Origin of the sequence: Bradyrhizobium sp. HKCCYLRH3059, from assembly GCF_051168035.1 — a bacterium.
Lineage (GTDB): Bacteria > Pseudomonadota > Alphaproteobacteria > Rhizobiales > Xanthobacteraceae > Bradyrhizobium.
Genome location: NZ_JBNPUF010000006.1, coordinates 446,370 through 461,428, shown reverse-complemented (window position 1 = coordinate 461,428; position 15,059 = coordinate 446,370). Strand labels below are relative to the sequence as shown.

Here is a 15,059-nt window from a genome sequence, read left to right as displayed (position 1 = left end):
GAGACTCCCGCGCACCTCGCACCTTATTCCCCATGCAAGCGCAACGGAACCACCCAAGCCTGGAACCCGTATCGAAAACTGTCAACGTGCAGCATCCAGGCCACACTTCTGATTTAAAACAGAATTTTGCCCGCCCGCGGCCGCGAAGACGACGCACCAAGCCGTGCTGCGCGACGGGCGGCTCGGCAATTCAGAGGGGTCGCTAAGGACCTCGTCGGACGACTTAAAAAACGAACTCGGGGACCCGCTCGAGACCGGAAATGACCGGCGCCGCAGCATCGAACAGAACCCTGCTGCCGATATCACCATGCGATCGCGTAAAGATCATGGCGCGGGCGGGACGCGCGGCGGCGAAGACGCCGACCAGGCGGCCGCCCTCCTTCAATTGACGGCAAAGACCGTCCACAGCGACCTCGGTCGCTCCATTGAGGAGAATCACGTCGAAGCGGCCGTCCGCCGGATCACCCTGCGCGGCCGGCGCGACTCGAATCGTAACCGGGCAGCCATCGACGGCGGCAAGCAGCTGCTTGGCGCGCCCTTCGATGGCAGAATCGACCTCAGTCGCCGTCACGCTGCCCGCCAGTCGGGCGGCCAGCGCGGCGAGATAGCCCGTCGCGCATCCAACCACCAGCACGCTGTCGGTCGGCTTGATCTCGGCAGCCTGCAGCAGTTTTCCCGTCAGCATCGGCTTGATCAGATACCGCTTGGCCGAGGCGGTTTCGGAGACGTCGAGATCCAAGTCGAGGTAGGCCAGCGCCTGCCGATCTGTGGGAACGTAGGCTTCCCGCGGCACGGTCAACAACGCATCCAGCACGCGGTGATCGGTGACGTCGTTGGTCCGGACCTGACCATCGACCATTTTCTGGCGCGCCGTCGCGAATGAAGACATGAGCAGACCTGCAAGCAAAGCGGATGGACCGCGGACGATCTGCGCAATCTTTTGGTACAAGGCCCTGGAAAAGGCAACATGCGGGTTTCAACGGAGCCGCTGGGACGCCACCTGTGAGTGAGCCGACCGCCGGCTACTCGATCACCACGGCCAGTCGCCCGAGCAACTGCGCGATCTCGTCAATATGTTCGGAATCACCGCGCGTCATCATGTCGGCCAACCGCGTGAGACATTCGTCATCGCTGAGACGCTCGACCTGGTCGGGAATCAACGAGGGCGCGGAGACTGCTTCAGCGAATGGGACGACGGTGTTTGGCATCTACGACACTCCATGACCGCGGGCACTGGCCGGTTCCAGCAAACTATCGGGGCCGGTTTGCTCCCTTCCAAGTGAATTTCCTGTCATCGAACTGTGGGCGACCGCTGCCCAGCAAGCGTTCAAAATCAATCTAACCATCTGAAATTTCGGTATTTTATTCCTGAGCCCGCAATCGTCGCAAAGATGCGATTTCGTTCTATGCAAGGCGAAACGGCTTTGTTATACGCAGCCGCATTCGCGAACATTGCTTCGCCTGTTCCTCGGTAGCTCAGCGGTAGAGCATTCGACTGTTAATCGAATGGTCGCTGGTTCGAATCCAGCCCGGGGAGCCATTCTGGCCATGCCGAATGGTTCTATATATCCTCCCAATCCCTCTTTCTTGTGACGCGGGACATCCGCCGATTGGCCGCGAACGTGCGCCGATCTTCGCTGTCTTGCCTTGACCGCGCATGGAGCGTCGGGCAAGCGGGGCGCATCTCTTGCAAGTGACGACCAGCGATGCCGATTTCCGATCATCTGAGAGCCGTCCGCAGCAAGATCGGCCATGATCTTTTGGCGACCACAGCGGTTTCCATCTCCGTGTTCGACAACCAGGGCCGCATTCTGCTCGGGCGCGACGCGGAGACGGGCCTCTGGACGTTGCCCGGCGGCGCCATCGATCCGAATGAGCACCCGGCCGACGCGGCCACCCGCGAATGCTTCGAGGAGACCGGGCTCGTGGTCCGGCCGATTCGCCTGCTCGGGGTGTTCGGGGGCCCGGAGTTCCTCATCCGCTATCCCAACGGTGATCTGACCTACTACACGGTGATCGCCTTCGAGGCCGTCATCGAAGGCGGCGCGCTTGCGCCCGATGGCGAGGAGATCGCGAGCCTTCGATTCGTCGATCGTGGGGAATGGGACCAGCTCCCGGTGTCGCCATCGAGCCGGATCATCTCGCGGCAGGCGCTCCAGCACGACCCCACCCCCTACTTCGCTGCCGCGAGCTGGCGGCCCGAAAGCTGAACCGGACTCGAGTCGTTGGATCCTGTCGCCGCAATTCTCATGCTGATGGCCGGTCTGCTTCACGCGAGCTGGCATGCCATCGTCAAGACCGGCAGCGGCCTCTCCCTCCTCGCTGGCATGGGTCTGGTCAGCAGCGCCCTGATCCTGCCCTTCCTGTTTCTCGTTCCCGTTCCGGCACTCGCTACCTGGCCGCTCATCGTGGCCTCGCTGGTCTTGCACGCGGGCTACAAGGCGAGCCTCGCAATGGCCTACCGTTCGGCCGAGCTTGGACGCGCCTACCCGATCGCGCGTGGCATCGTTCCGCTGTTCGCAACGCTATTTGCCTCGCTGGGTCTGCAGCAACTGCCACGGAGCGGGCAGTTGATCGGAATTGCCGTCATCGTCCTCGGCATCACCGGCCTGGCGAGCGACCGAATCCACGGTCCGATCGACCGCCGCGCGTTCTGGGCCGCCGTCAGCGCCGCCGCACTGATCGCCGGCTATTCGGTCGTCGATGCGGCAGGCACCCGGCAGACCGAAGGCTGGGCTTCGTTCACGGTCTGGATGATCGTACTCGACAGTGTCGTGTTCTTTCTCGTCGCGATGATGCTGCGAGGACCTGCGCTGGTGTTGGAGATCCGAGACGCCTGGATCCCGGTGCTGATCGCAGGCACCCTGGGGCTGACGTCGTTCGTGGTATTCCTTTGGGCCTTGAGCCGCAATCCGATTGCCAATGTGGTCGCGTTTCGCGAATGCAGCGTCCTGTTTGCGACGCTGATCGGCGTGCTGTTCCTGAAGGAGCGTGCAACGCCGCGACGACTCTGCTGTGCAGCGCTGATCGCAATGGGGCTGGTCGCGGTCGCCCTGCTCAAGCCGGACTGAGATTCTTCAAACAACCGGAGCCATCACCCCCGGACATCATAGTTCCATCTTCATCGCATGATGCACAACAGAAGGCCGGCCAGCGGCCCCGGACAGGAAGTTCCGTAAAACCCCTGGTTGCCGAATCGCGACAACTAATTCAGTGTTAACTACTTTGCCATTTTCGAGCCTCAGCCTATTGTCCTTGTAGCGTGAGCGTCCTTCAGTCCTGCTGATACTGAGGTGGCCCATGCCTACTGTCCTCATTATTGATGATGATTGTGCCACGCGCGCTGCGCTGGAAACATTATTGAAGAAGAAGCGGTTCTGCGTGTTTCTCGCGCCGGACGGTCCGACCGGCATTCGATTGATCGGCAGCGTGTCCTTCGATGCCGTCGTGATCGACATGTTCATGCCGGGCATGGACGGCATCGCAACCATTCGCGAGCTCATCAAGCTCGATCCCACGGTCCCGTTCATCGCGATCTCCGGTTACGCGTTCACCGACAAGAAACTGGGTGCTCCAGACTTCCTCGGTATGGCAATCAAGCTCGGAGCGACGGCAGCGTTGCAGAAGCCGTTCGACATCCTCGATCTGCTCGAAGCGGTCGATCGTGCGATCGAGGTGCGCCAACGACTTCTGAGCGAGGCGCGGCACGTCGCTCCTCATCCACGTCTGTCAGGAAGGGCTCATGATGAACATCCTGGTCGTTGATGACGAAGTCGGCGTTTGCTGTGTCATCCAGCACCTTCTGGTTCGCGAGGGCTACGCGGTCACTGCCGTCACCGACGGTCGGCTGGCCATGGATGCCGTGTCCCGCGATGATTTCGCCGCGGCTCTGATCGATCTCAACTTGGCCGACATGGACGGCAACGAGGTCATCCGGGCTGCACGGGCGGCCCGGCCCACGATGCCCATCGTGATGATGTCGGGCATGGTGCTGGAATCAGGACGCGGGACGCCTGATTTGCTCGGCCCCTCGCCCAGAATGGTCGGCCTTCATCGTTTGGCGAAGCCGTTCAAGCCGAAAGACCTGTCGCAGCTGATGCGCGACATTCTGGTGCAGGACACCGAGCTTCTCGCCGTCGCGGTTTGACCGCCAGCGATTCTGCCGCTTGCGTCGAGCCGGACGTTTGGAGCGGGTCGCCTCTTCGGCCTTTGCCAGTGAAGCGGCCTGCGACTCGCGGCAGGCGTTGCGGATCTCTTGCTCCCGGTCGGCTACGGGCCGGATCGTGATCGCTGCACGGCATCACCTGCCGCGCGGGCAGACGGGTCACCGACGACGCGAAGCCTTGGGATGTGAGCCCGTTCACACTGGAACAAAGCGGACCGCGGTATATTTGGAACGAAGGGCACCGCTAACCAATTGGGTCCGTCGTGCCCGATCGTTAGAATTTGAACGATCCGCTCAATTTGAAAAAAGTGGAATTTCGCCATCGTGGCTCGCAGTTTGCGCGAGGGCGAGATGAGCGAAGCCGAATACGAGTTGTTGATGGACGTTGTGAGAACCGCTATTGCGCCCGAGACCGAGACCGATTCCATGGCCCGCTTGTTCTCAATTCTGCATTTCCCCACGGCGGCCAACGACAACCAGGGCGCCTGGCCGCTGATCCCGTTTCCGGACGGCTGGTTCGCGGCCTGCTGACGCGCGATCTTCTGTCGTCATGCAAGCCAAGGGATCGGCACGCCGGAACGCTGCCGCGGTCTTCATTTTCTGAGATGGCGACTGCCGAGGCCGCCGCCCTTCAGATAACCGGCGCTACTTCCTGACTGCGAATACCCAGACGACGCCGCCCTGCGGGACGTTGTCCTCCAGACCGATGTCGCCTTTCGAGAGCGCATCCTGGATGCGCTGCGCATCGACGCCCCAGCCGGATTGCACGGCGATGTACTGCGTGCCATCCGCCTCATAGGCGACGGGCATGCCCATGATGCCCGAGTTCGTCTTCTGCTCCCACAGCAGCTCACCGGTCTTGGCATGGAACGCCCGGAACATCCGGTCGTTGGTGCCGCCGACCAGAACGAGATCGCCCGCCGTCGCGGTCACCGACCCGAACAGCTGGGATTTCGGGAAATTGTGCGACCACACCTTCTTGCCTGTCGCCGGATCCCAGGCCTGCAGCTCCCCGAAATGGTCGGCACCGGGCCGCACCGTGAGCCCGATGTCCTCGGCCTTGGTGCCGAGCCAGAGCTGGCCGGGAACGAGCGGCAGCTTCTCCCCGGTGAAGCCGCCGCAGAAATTCTCGTTCGCCGGCACGTAGACGAAGCGCGTCTTCTGGCTGTAGGCCGCGGACGGCCAGTCCTTGCCGCCCCACAACGAGGGACAGAAGTCGACACGCTTGCCGAGCGTCGGCTTGTGCGCGGGATCTACGATCGGCCGTCCCGTCTCGGGCTCAATTCCCTTCCAGACATCGGTGTGGACGAAGTTCCAGCCGTTGACGTAGTTGATTCGCACCGGCGTGCGCTCGAGCACCCAGAAGATGGCGTCGCGTCCGGGATGGATCAGGCTCTTGAAGCTGCGGCCGTCCCGCTGCAGGTCGACCAGCATCGGTGCATCGACCTCGTCCCAGTCCCACGAGTCGTTCTGGTGATACTGGAAATGCGTCTTGATCTTTCCGGTAGCAGGATCCAGCGCGATCACCGAGCTGGTGTAGAGATTGTCGCCGGGGTGCAGGCCCCCCGGCCAGGGCGCGGCGTTGCCGACGCCCCAATACACCGTCTTGGTGTCCTTGTCGTAGGTGCCGGTCATCCAGGCAGACCCGCCGCCATTCTTCCAGTCGTCGCCGCTCCACGTGTCATGCCCGGGCTCGCCTTCGGAAGGAATAGTGAAGGTGCGCCAAAGCTCCTTGCCGTCCTCGGCGTCATAAGCGGCAACATAGCCGCGGACGCCGAACTCGCCGCCGGATCCGCCGACCATCACCTTGCCGTCGACGATGAGCGGCATCAGCGTGAGATATTGTCCCTTCCTGTAGTCCTGGACCTTCTTGTCCCACAGCACCTTGCCGGTCTTGGCGTCGAGCGCGACCAGATGATCGTCCGTCGTGGCGAGGTAGAGCTTGTCCTGCCACAGGCCGACGCCGCGATTGGTCGGATGCAGCTGGAACAGATCCTCCGGGAGCTCGCGCTTGTAGCGCCAGTACTGGTCGCCGGTCTTGGCATTCAGCGCGATCACCTGCCCCATCGGCGTCGTGATGAACATGACGCCGTTGTTGACCAGCGGCGGCGCCTCGTGCCCCTCGACCACGCCGGTGGCAAAGGTCCAGACCGGCACCATGTCCTTGACGTTCGTGGTGTTGATCTGGTCGAGCGGACTATACCCCTGGCCATCATAGGTCCGGCGATAGAGCATCCAGTTGCCTGGCTCGGGATCTTCGAGCCGCGTGGGCGTGACAGGACTGTAGTTGTCGATCGGGCCGGCCACGGCTGCCGGTGTGGCGAGACAGGTGAACGCCAGGGTGCTCGATAGCAGCCATTGCTTGATCGCGGTGGACGTGATGGACATGGACAAACCTCCCCTGCTTCGTTTTTCGATTCACTTGTTGTCGTGACGGGTGTCGAGACGATGCGAGTTCCGATAGGCACATGGGATCTCATCAGCCCTGTTGGCCGCCTACCTTTCCAATGAAGGACGCAGCGATCATGAGCGCGCCGTCCTTGATCACGAGGGGAAGCGCGGCGAGCCGCCGGGGCGCGGGGCCGAACACGACCTGCGCCCCGCGCCTCGGGTCGTACTCGGAATTGTGGCACATGCATTTGAAGACATCGTCGTTGCCCTCGGTCGCCTTGATCCAGGCCGTGACCGGGCATCCCGCATGCGAGCAGATGGCCGAATAGGCGACGATGCCTTCGGCCGCACGCCGACGCGTGTCTTCGTCGAGTTCGTTTGGATCGAGCCTGACGAGCAGCACCTCGTTCAATCGCGACCCGTCACGCACGATCGCATTCGCTGGATCCTTCGGCCACCCATGAACCGGTGGCTCGCCAATCTTCAAGTCATCAGGCGTGACCGTCTGCCCTTCGCGTTCCCCTTCCGAGAACACGATCAGGTCGCCTTTTTGCGGCCGCTTCTCCTTGCGCGGATCGTCGTCATCGGCCGCCGCGCTGGCAACCGTTGCGCATGCGGCAAGCGTGCCGAAAACCACCGAGCGGCGTGTCGGGTGATCATCCATGACAGATCTTTGCGTGTGAAGTTGTGTGCGAGTCGCAGGCGTGCTGTTTTAGGGAGCTCGACTCCCCGCAACGCACCCTGACATAGAATAATTAGAACGACACAACCTTACGAAATCAAGGCGTGTTGCGCGATTTCGCCGCGATGTCTTCAACTATCGTCGCTGCTGCGCGTCATCGCCGGTGCAGCGGTTCGGCGAAAGCTCCTCGTGATCGGAAGCGACGGTGTCGCCAGCTCCGTCTGGAATTGCGACCACGCGAGTTGTGGACCATGGTTCGCGATGAGGGCGGCGCGACAATCCCTCTATGCGCTGCCGTGCCCGATGCCGACCAGTTCGAAACGCGGCTGGGCGGATCGAAATTCCAGCTGGCCGAAGGCCCGGATCGACGACGTCGGCCTTCGCGACGAGAATGGTTGCCTAACCGAGAGATTGCCTATATTGCTCCGCCCACAGGGGCCACGTGGCGGAGTGGTTACGCAGCGGTCTGCAAAACCGTTTACACCAGTTCAATTCTGGTCGTGGCCTCCACTCGATCAAAATCAAGCGGTTGGACTACCCATTGGGGCCGCGAACCGGCGCTAGATGGGCAGATCGTCGATGCCGCCGGGATAGCTGACCTGCGCGCGCGGCCAAGTCAGAATTGCCCCTCGTTCACCGGCCGAGACGCCCGTCCGATCCGAGCCGGATCTGCCGGCCAGCCGGGGCGCGTAATCCCGGAACTGCACCACATTGGACTTTTCTGCTTCCGGCATGGCTCTCATCCTCGTTCCATGCGGCAATGCAAGAAGCGTACCTCCGGTTCCTAAACCCGCCGTTTACGGTTGCGCCAATCCGGCTTGCGGGCCTTTGAGCGGGGCGTGAGCTCCGGCTGCGCTTTTTCCACCTCCCGATACCGCGCCAGCATGCGCTCGAAGCTCGCGTCGAGGGCCGTGGCGATCTCCGGCCGCCGTTCCAGCGCGGCCATCAGCATCCCCGCAGCCTCGATGGTCGACAGCCCGTCGCGGCGCGGTTCGCGCCGCAGCCGGCCGTAGCGCGACGGCTGCCGCGGCCCGAGGATCACGCGCTGGCATTTCAGCATCCACGGATTGCGCCACCACAGCGCCTTGGCCTGGCTCCAGGTGCCGTCGAGCAGGATCACGCCCTCGATCGACTTGAGGATGGCGCGCTGGTTGTCGGCGACCTCACCCTTGCGGGTCACCGCGACCACCTCGCTCTCGGGATCGAGCTCGGCCGCCTTCGCCGAGCCGAGATAGAGAATGGCCCAGCGCGCGGGATCGGCGACCGGCCGTCCCAGTGCCTTGGCGAGGCTTGGCCAGGATAGCCCGACCTTGACCACCGCGTTCTTGAAATGCAGGGCGGCGAGCCGCGCGGTGCCGAGCGCGCGATCCTGCTCCTGCGGATGCTGCAGGATCAGGAGCCCCAGCCGGCTCTCCAGCGGTGTGACGCTGTCGCAGATGCACAACGGCAGCGGTTTCTGGCAACGCGGGCAATCGGGCGGCGCCTCGGTGGCGAGCGGCGGATGGTCGTGTGGTTCTGGCATGCGGCGGCTATACGCGCCCGCGGACAGGGCCACAACGGCTCATTCAGCGGGCGCGGCGAGCGGCTCCGGGGTCGAGCGGCGGCGCAGCCGGTCGATCAGCAGGTAGATCACCGGCGTGGTGTAGAGGGTGAGGATCTGCGACACCAGCAGCCCGCCGATGATGGTGATGCCGAGCGGGCGGCGCAGCTCGGTGCCCGGACCGGTCGCGATCACCAGCGGCAGGCCGGCGAACAGCGCGGCGAGGGTCGTCATCAGGATTGGGCGAAAGCGCACCCGGCAGGCCTCGAAGATCGCATCGGCCGAGGACATGCCGCGCTGGCGCTCGGCCTCGAGCGCGAAATCGACGAGCATGATGCCGTTCTTCTTGACGATGCCGATCAACAGGATGATGCCGACGAAGGCGATCACTGTCAGCGGTGTGTTGGTGACCTGCAAAGCGAGCAGCGCGCCGAGCCCGGCCGACGGCAGGGTCGAGATGATGGTCAGCGGATGCGCCAGGCTCTCATAGAGCACGCCGAGCACGATATACATCGCGGCCAGGGCGAACAGGATCAAGAGCGGCTGGCGGCCGCTGCTCTTGTTGAAGTCCCCGGCATTGCCGTCGAAGCTGCCGCGGATGCCCTCCGGCATGTGCAGCTCGTCGACGGCGCGCTGGATGTTGGCGGTCGCGGTCTGCAAGGGCACGTCCGGCAGCAGGTTGAACGACACGGTGGTCGAAGGGAACGATTGCGAGTGATACACCGCCAGCGGTGACAGGCCACGCTCGGCCTTGACCAGCGCCGACAACGGCACCTGCGCGTCCCCTGCCCCGGCCACATAGATGCGGTCGAGATTGGAGGGATCGGTCTGGAATTTCGGGTCGATCTCCAGCACGACCATGTACTGGTTGCGCTGGCTGTAGACGATCGATATCTGGCGTTGCGCGAAGGCGTTGTTGAGCGCGTTGTCGATATCCTGGACGCGGACGCCGAGGCTCGCCGCCTTTTGTCGGTCGATCCGCAGCGCGAGCTGCAGGCCACCGGGATCGCGGTCGCTGGAAATGTCGGTGATGCCGTCAACCGTCTCCAGGCGCTTGGCGACAATCGGCGCCCATTTCTGCAGAAGGTCGAGATCTGGGCTGCTCAATGTGTACTGATAGTCGGAATCGCTCTGACGGCCGCCGGTGCGCACGTCCTGCGCGGCGAACATGAAGAGCCGAATGCCGGGGACCGTCGCGAGGCTCCGCCTGAGGCGGTTGATCACGAGCTCAGTGGAGACGCCCTCGCGCTCCGCCGGGGGCTTGAGATTGATGAACATGGTGCCGCGGTTGGACGTCGCGCCACCCGGCCCGCCGCCGCCCCCGATCGTCGAGCCGATACCGGCCACGGCGGGATCGGCCATCACGATGTCAGCGAGCCGCTGCTGCAGACCAAGCATGGACTGGAACGAAATGTCGGCCGAGGCGCGCGTCGCACCGATGACGAAGCCGGAATCGTCGGTCGGGAAATAGCCCTTGGGCACCTTGATGTAGAGCGTCACCGTGAGCGCGATGGTGGCGAAGAACACGATCAGGGTGAGAAACGGATAAACCAGCACGCCGCGCAGCGTCCAGGCATAGAAGCGGACCATGCCGGACAGCGCGCCTTCGACGATACGGTCGAACCAGGTGGCACGATCGGACAGCGTCTCCTTGATGTAATGCGCGCAGATCATCGGCGTCACCGTCAGCGACACCAATGTCGACACGACGATTGCGAAGGTCAGCGTCAGCGAGAACTCACGCAGGAGACGGCCAACGACGCCGTCCATGAAGATCAACGGCACGAAGGCCGCAATCAAGGAAAGGCTGATCGACAACACGGTAAAGCCGATCTGGCGGGCGCCATCGAGCGCGGCGCGCATCGGCGACAGGCCATGCTCGAGATTGCGGTACATGTTCTCGATCATGACGATGGCGTCGTCGACGACGAAGCCGACGGAGATCGCGAGCGCCATCAGTGACAGATTGTCGATCGAGAAGCCTGCGAGCCACATCGCCGCGCAGGTACCGGCGAGCGCCAGCGGCACCGAGACGCCGGCCGCGACCGTCGGCACCAAGCGGCGAAGGAACAGGAATACGACGACCATCACCAGCACGGCGGTCGCGAGCAAGGTCCACTGCATGTCGTCGACCGAGGCGCGAATGGTCCCGGTGCGGTCGACCAGAGTGGAGATCTCGATGCCCGCCGGCAGCCATTGCTTGAGCTCCGGGATCAGCGCCTTCACACGGTCGACCGTCTCGATCACGTTGGCATCGCCCTGCTTGGCGATCTGGATCAGCACCGCTGGCTGCTTGTTGAACCAGGCGATCGAACGCACGTTGCGTACGGAATCCTCGACGTCGGCGACATCCGACAGCCGCACGAAGCTGCCATTGCTGCTCTTGATCAGGATGTCGCGGAATTCGGCCGCGCTGCGCATCTGCCGGTTGATGGCGATGGTCTCGCTCTGGCGGCCGCCCTCGAAGATGCCGACAGGCCCGATCGGATTGGCATTGATGATCGCCGTCCGGACATCGTCGGTCGAAATGCCGGCATTGGCGAGCGAGACCGGATTGAGCGCGATGCGCACGGCGGGTTGATCGGCGCCGCTGACAGTGACGTTACCGACGCCGGGCACCTGGAACAGCCGCTGCGCCAGCACGGTGTCGGCGACGTCGTACATCGCGCTCGTCGTCATCGTCTTCGAGGTCAGCGCGAGAACGAATACGGGAGCCGCGGCCGTGTTCGCCTTGCGGAACCGCGGCAGCGCCGGAAGGTCGCTCGGAAGGTCCGACAGCGAGGCATTGATGGCTGCCTGCACGTCGCGCGCCGCCTTGTCGATGTCGCGGCCGATCGAGAATTGGATCTGGATGTTGGTGGTGCCGAGCGAGCTCGTCGAGGTGATCTGGTTGACGCCAGCAATCTCGCCGAGTCGCCGCTCCAGCGGCGCCGCGACCGTCCCCGCCATGACGGACGGGTCCGCACCCGGGCGCGACGCGCTGACGAAGATCGCGGGGAAGTCGACGTTCGGCACCGGTGCGACGGGAAGGAAGATATAGGCGACGATCCCGACCAGGAACAGGCCGATCGAGAGCAGCGTGGTGCCGACCGGCCGGCGAATGAACGGCTCGGAGATCGAGGCCATCACTGGATGCCTTCGGTCGCACCTGCGATCGGCGGCGACGGCAGGTCCGGCGCCGACGGCAGCGCGCGCTCGAAGCGACGATTGATGCGGTCGAGCGCGAGATAGATGACCGGCGTCGTGTACAACGTCAGCAATTGGCTGAGCAGCAGGCCGCCGATGATGGAGATGCCGAGCGGAAAGCGCAGCTCCGAGCCGGTGCCGCTCTCGATCGCCAGCGGCAGCGCGCCGAACAGCGCGGCCAGGGTCGTCATCATGATCGGGCGGAAGCGCAGGAGACACGCCTGCACGATGGCGTCGTAGGGGGTGCGGTTCTCGTGACGCTCCGCCTCGAGCGCGAAGTCGATCATCATGATCGCGTTCTTCTTGACGATGCCCATCAGGAGGATGATGCCGATCAGGCCGATCACCGAGAGATCCTGGCCGAACAGCATCAAGGCCAGGATGGCGCCGACGCCCGCCGACGGCAGCGTCGACAGGATCGTGATCGGATGGATGTAGCTCTCATAGAGCACGCCGAGCACGATGTAGATCGTAACCACGGCCGCGAGCAGCAGCCAGGGTTGGCCGGCCAGCGACTTGGCGAACTCGGCGGCATCGCCCGAATAGACGCCGATGATGCTGCCGGGCATGCCGATGCGGTTCTCGGTCGCATGAAGCGCGTCGACCGCCTCGCTGAGCGCCGCGCCGGGCGCGAGGTTGAAGCTCAGCGACACCGCCGGAAACTGCGCCTGATGCGAGATCGCCAGCGGCGCCGTGGTGCGCTTGAGGCTTGCCACCGCAGAGAGCGGCACCTGGCCGCCGGCGCCGGGCAGATAGAGCTTCGACAGGACCGACGGGTCGCGCTGATACATCGGCAGCGCCTCCAGCACCACGCGGTACTGGTTGGCCTGGCCGTAGATCGTCGAGATCTGCCGCTGCGCGAAGGCGTCATTGAGCGTGTCGGTGACGCCCTGCAGGCTGACGCCGAGCTGGCCGGCGCGCTGGCGGTCGATGGTCAGCTCCGCGCGCAGGCCGCCCTCCTGGGCTTCGGAGGAGACGTCGCGGAATAGAGGGTCGCGGCGCATTTCTCCGACAAGCTGCCTCGCCCATTTCGACACCTCGGCGGCATCGGCACCGGTCAGCGTGTACTGGTACTGCGAGCGGCTCGCCTGGGTCGAGATCTGGACGTCCTGGACCGGCTGGAAGTACACGGTCATGCCGGGCACGCCCGAGGTCTTCTGCTTCAGCCGGTCGATCACCTCGGCGACCCCGTCCTGCCGCTCGCCGAGTGGCTTCAAGGTCATGACGAGACGGCCGACATTGGTGGTCGGATTGACCGATCCGGCGCCGATCACCGAGACGACGCCGACGACGTCGGGGTCAGCCTGGATCGCGGCGGCGACGTCCGCCTGGCGCTTCTTCATTTCGGCGAACGACACGTCAGGGCCGGCTTCGGTCACCGCCGTGATCGAGCCGGTATCCTGCAGCGGCAGGAAGCCCTTGGGCGCGACGACGTAGAGCGCCAAGGTCGCCGCCAAGGTCGCGAAGGTCACGACGAGCGTCTCGGTCTGGCGGTCGAGCACCCAGAGCAGGCTGCGGTGATAGACCGCCACCGTGCGGTCGATGAAGCGGCTGATGGCGTTCAGCCCCGGCAGCACCCATTCCTCGCTGGCATGCTTCAACAGCCGCGAGCACATCATCGGCGTCAGGGTCAGCGAGACCACCGCCGACGTCACGACTGCGATCGTCAAGGTCAACGCGAACTCGCGGAACATGCGACCGACAAGCCCGGACATGAACAGCAGCGGAATGAACACCGCGATCAGCGATACGGTCAGCGAGATCACGGTGAAGCCGATCTCGCGCGCGCCGCGCAGCGAGGCGTTCATCGCACTCTCGCCATTTTCCATGTGGCGCACGATGTTCTCGATCATCACGATGGCGTCGTCGACGACGAAGCCGGTGCCGATGGTGAGTGCCATCAACGAGAGATTGTCGAGACTGAAACCGGCGAAGTACATCACGCCGAAGCTCGTGATCAGCGACAGCGGCAGCGCAACGCCGGCGATGATCGTGGCGCGCAGCGAGCGCAGAAACAGCAGCACAACCAGCGTCACCAGCACCACGCTGAGCACCAGCGTGAACTGCACGTCGTGCACCGAGGCGCGGATGGTCACGGTGCGATCGCTGACGATGGCGAGCTTCACGCCGGCGGGAAGCGTGCGCTGCAGCTTCGGGATCTCGGCACGGATCTGCTTGACGACCTCGATGACGTTGGCACCCGGCTGGCGCTGGATGTCGAGGATGACCGCAGGGACACCCTGGTACCAGCCGCCGGTCCGATCGTTCTCCAGACCATCGATAATCGTTGCGACATCGCCGATCGTGACCGGCGAGCCGTTGCGGTAGGCGATGATGATCGGCTTGTAGGCGTCGGCGGCTCCGATCTGGTCGTTGGCCGTGATCAGATAGGCCTGCTGGGCACCGTCGAGCGATCCCTTGGGACCGGAGACGTTGGCGCCTGCGATGGCGGCGCGCAGGTCCTCCATCGAGATGCCATAGGCGGCGAGCCGCGCCAGGTCGGCCTGCACGCGCACCGCGGGCTTGAGTCCGCCGAGCACCGAGACGCGGCCGACGCCGGAGACCTGGCTCAGCCGCTGCGCCAGGATCGTGTCGGCCATGTCGCTCATCGCGCGCAAAGAGATCGTGTCCGAGGTCAGCGCGAGCGTCATGACCGGTGCGTCGGCCGGATTGACCTTGGCGTAGGTCGGCGGATAGGGCAGCGACTTCGGCAAGACGCCGGCGGCGGCATTGATCGCCGCCTGGACGTCCTGCGTGGCGCCATCGATGTCGCGTCCGAGATCGAACTGCAGCGAGATCTGGCTGACGCCGAACGAGCTCGTCGAGTTCATCGCCGAGAGCGACGGGATCTGGCCAAGCTGGCGCTCCAGCGGCGCCGTGATCAGCGAGGCGATCACATCGGGGCTGGCGCCCGGCAGTTGCGTCGTCACCTGGACGGTCGGGAAGTCGACCTGCGGCAGCGCCGAGACCGGCAGCGCGAGATAGCCGAGCAGGCCGCCGATCAGCAGCGCGACGCCGAGCAGCGAGGTCGCGATAGGACGGCGGATGAAGGGTTCGGAGACGCTCATCGCGACTGCTCGTCACTCTTGCGGTCG

The 15,059-nt window shown here is 64.2% G+C and carries 13 protein-coding genes and 2 tRNA genes; 7 read left to right on the top strand and 8 right to left on the bottom strand.

Going from position 1 to position 15,059, the window contains the following annotated elements; translation table 11 throughout:
• Positions 1–223: 223 nt before the first annotated feature.
• On the bottom strand, positions 224–889 hold the full coding sequence (locus ACQR13_RS21300; protein ID WP_315712619.1) for a protein-L-isoaspartate O-methyltransferase family protein: 666 nt from the start codon (positions 887–889) through the stop codon (positions 224–226).
• Between the two features lie 133 nt (positions 890–1,022).
• Complete coding sequence (locus ACQR13_RS21295) at positions 1,023–1,208, bottom strand: hypothetical protein (protein ID WP_315711872.1); 186 nt, start codon at positions 1,206–1,208, stop codon at positions 1,023–1,025.
• A gap of 257 nt (positions 1,209–1,465) precedes the next feature.
• Here ACQR13_RS21295 and ACQR13_RS21290 point away from each other — a divergent pair.
• The 6 genes from ACQR13_RS21290 to ACQR13_RS21265 all read left to right on the top strand — a co-directional run bounded on the left by ACQR13_RS21290 (position 1,466) and on the right by ACQR13_RS21265 (position 4,696).
• Positions 1,466–1,540, top strand: a tRNA-Asn gene (locus tag ACQR13_RS21290).
• Between the two features lie 166 nt (positions 1,541–1,706).
• Complete coding sequence (locus tag ACQR13_RS21285) at positions 1,707–2,210, top strand: NUDIX domain-containing protein (RefSeq protein WP_315751108.1); 504 nt, start codon at positions 1,707–1,709, stop codon at positions 2,208–2,210.
• Positions 2,211–2,225: 15 nt separating this feature from the next.
• Positions 2,226–3,071, top strand: coding sequence for an EamA family transporter (locus ACQR13_RS21280; protein ID WP_315711870.1), 846 nt, complete (start codon positions 2,226–2,228; stop codon positions 3,069–3,071).
• A gap of 229 nt (positions 3,072–3,300) precedes the next feature.
• A complete protein-coding gene (locus tag ACQR13_RS21275) occupies positions 3,301–3,765 on the top strand; it encodes a response regulator (RefSeq protein ID WP_315711869.1) in 465 nt (154 codons plus the stop codon).
• Positions 3,743–4,147, top strand: a complete 405-nt coding sequence (locus ACQR13_RS21270; protein WP_315711868.1) for a response regulator — start codon at positions 3,743–3,745, stop codon at positions 4,145–4,147. Before ACQR13_RS21275 ends, ACQR13_RS21270 begins: the two co-directional genes overlap by 23 nt.
• A gap of 369 nt (positions 4,148–4,516) precedes the next feature.
• Positions 4,517–4,696 carry a hypothetical protein gene (locus ACQR13_RS21265; protein ID WP_315711867.1) on the top strand — a complete coding sequence of 60 codons (180 nt, stop codon included), beginning with the start codon at positions 4,517–4,519 and terminating at the stop codon, positions 4,694–4,696.
• Positions 4,697–4,810: 114 nt separating this feature from the next.
• Here ACQR13_RS21265 and ACQR13_RS21260 read toward each other — a convergent pair whose 3' ends face one another.
• Both ACQR13_RS21260 and ACQR13_RS21255 read right to left on the bottom strand, forming a co-directional pair.
• Entirely contained in the window at positions 4,811–6,553 is a 1,743-nt protein-coding gene (locus ACQR13_RS21260) for a methanol/ethanol family PQQ-dependent dehydrogenase (protein ID WP_315751107.1), read from the bottom strand.
• A 91-nt stretch (positions 6,554–6,644) separates the two neighbouring features.
• Positions 6,645–7,220: a ubiquinol-cytochrome c reductase iron-sulfur subunit gene (locus ACQR13_RS21255; RefSeq protein WP_315751106.1), complete on the bottom strand. Its 576-nt coding sequence runs from the start codon at positions 7,218–7,220 to the stop codon at positions 6,645–6,647.
• A gap of 454 nt (positions 7,221–7,674) precedes the next feature.
• Between ACQR13_RS21255 and ACQR13_RS21250 the strand changes: the two genes are divergently transcribed.
• A tRNA-Cys gene (locus ACQR13_RS21250) sits at positions 7,675–7,748 on the top strand.
• 50 nt (positions 7,749–7,798) lie between these two features.
• Here the strand turns inward: ACQR13_RS21250 and ACQR13_RS21245 are convergent.
• Genes ACQR13_RS21245 through ACQR13_RS21230 form a run of 4 tightly spaced genes read right to left on the bottom strand, consistent with a single transcriptional unit; the run spans position 7,799 to position 15,032 of the window.
• Positions 7,799–7,972 carry a hypothetical protein gene (locus tag ACQR13_RS21245; RefSeq protein ID WP_315711864.1) on the bottom strand — a complete coding sequence of 58 codons (174 nt, stop codon included), beginning with the start codon at positions 7,970–7,972 and terminating at the stop codon, positions 7,799–7,801.
• A 50-nt stretch (positions 7,973–8,022) separates the two neighbouring features.
• The gene (locus ACQR13_RS21240) at positions 8,023–8,760 is read right to left on the bottom strand and encodes a tRNA-uridine aminocarboxypropyltransferase (protein ID WP_434863203.1); all 738 of its coding nucleotides are present in this window, start codon (positions 8,758–8,760) and stop codon (positions 8,023–8,025) included.
• Positions 8,761–8,799: 39 nt separating this feature from the next.
• Positions 8,800–11,904, bottom strand: coding sequence for an efflux RND transporter permease subunit (locus ACQR13_RS21235; protein ID WP_315711860.1), 3,105 nt, complete (start codon positions 11,902–11,904; stop codon positions 8,800–8,802).
• A complete protein-coding gene (locus ACQR13_RS21230) occupies positions 11,904–15,032 on the bottom strand; it encodes an efflux RND transporter permease subunit (RefSeq protein WP_316202359.1) in 3,129 nt (1,042 codons plus the stop codon). The genes ACQR13_RS21235 and ACQR13_RS21230 overlap by 1 nt, the downstream gene beginning before the upstream one ends.
• Positions 15,033–15,059: the final 27 nt, after the last annotated feature.

Excerpts from the sequence above, each read along its gene's own strand:
- ACQR13_RS21300 (WP_315712619.1), bottom strand. The coding sequence starts at position 889 with ATGTCTTCATTCGCGACGGCGCGCCAGAAAATGGTCGATGGTCAGGTC.
- ACQR13_RS21295 (WP_315711872.1), bottom strand. The coding sequence starts at position 1,208 with ATGCCAAACACCGTCGTCCCATTCGCTGAAGCAGTCTCCGCGCCCTCG.
- ACQR13_RS21285 (WP_315751108.1), top strand. The coding sequence starts at position 1,707 with ATGCCGATTTCCGATCATCTGAGAGCCGTCCGCAGCAAGATCGGCCAT.
- ACQR13_RS21275 (WP_315711869.1), top strand. The coding sequence starts at position 3,301 with ATGCCTACTGTCCTCATTATTGATGATGATTGTGCCACGCGCGCTGCG.
- ACQR13_RS21270 (WP_315711868.1), top strand. The coding sequence starts at position 3,743 with ATGATGAACATCCTGGTCGTTGATGACGAAGTCGGCGTTTGCTGTGTC.
- ACQR13_RS21265 (WP_315711867.1), top strand. The coding sequence starts at position 4,517 with ATGAGCGAAGCCGAATACGAGTTGTTGATGGACGTTGTGAGAACCGCT.
- ACQR13_RS21260 (WP_315751107.1), bottom strand. The coding sequence starts at position 6,553 with ATGTCCATCACGTCCACCGCGATCAAGCAATGGCTGCTATCGAGCACC.
- ACQR13_RS21255 (WP_315751106.1), bottom strand. The coding sequence starts at position 7,220 with ATGGATGATCACCCGACACGCCGCTCGGTGGTTTTCGGCACGCTTGCC.
- ACQR13_RS21245 (WP_315711864.1), bottom strand. The coding sequence starts at position 7,972 with ATGCCGGAAGCAGAAAAGTCCAATGTGGTGCAGTTCCGGGATTACGCG.
- ACQR13_RS21240 (WP_434863203.1), bottom strand. The coding sequence starts at position 8,760 with ATGCCAGAACCACACGACCATCCGCCGCTCGCCACCGAGGCGCCGCCC.
- ACQR13_RS21235 (WP_315711860.1), bottom strand. The coding sequence starts at position 11,904 with ATGGCCTCGATCTCCGAGCCGTTCATTCGCCGGCCGGTCGGCACCACG.
- ACQR13_RS21230 (WP_316202359.1), bottom strand. The coding sequence starts at position 15,032 with ATGAGCGTCTCCGAACCCTTCATCCGCCGTCCTATCGCGACCTCGCTG.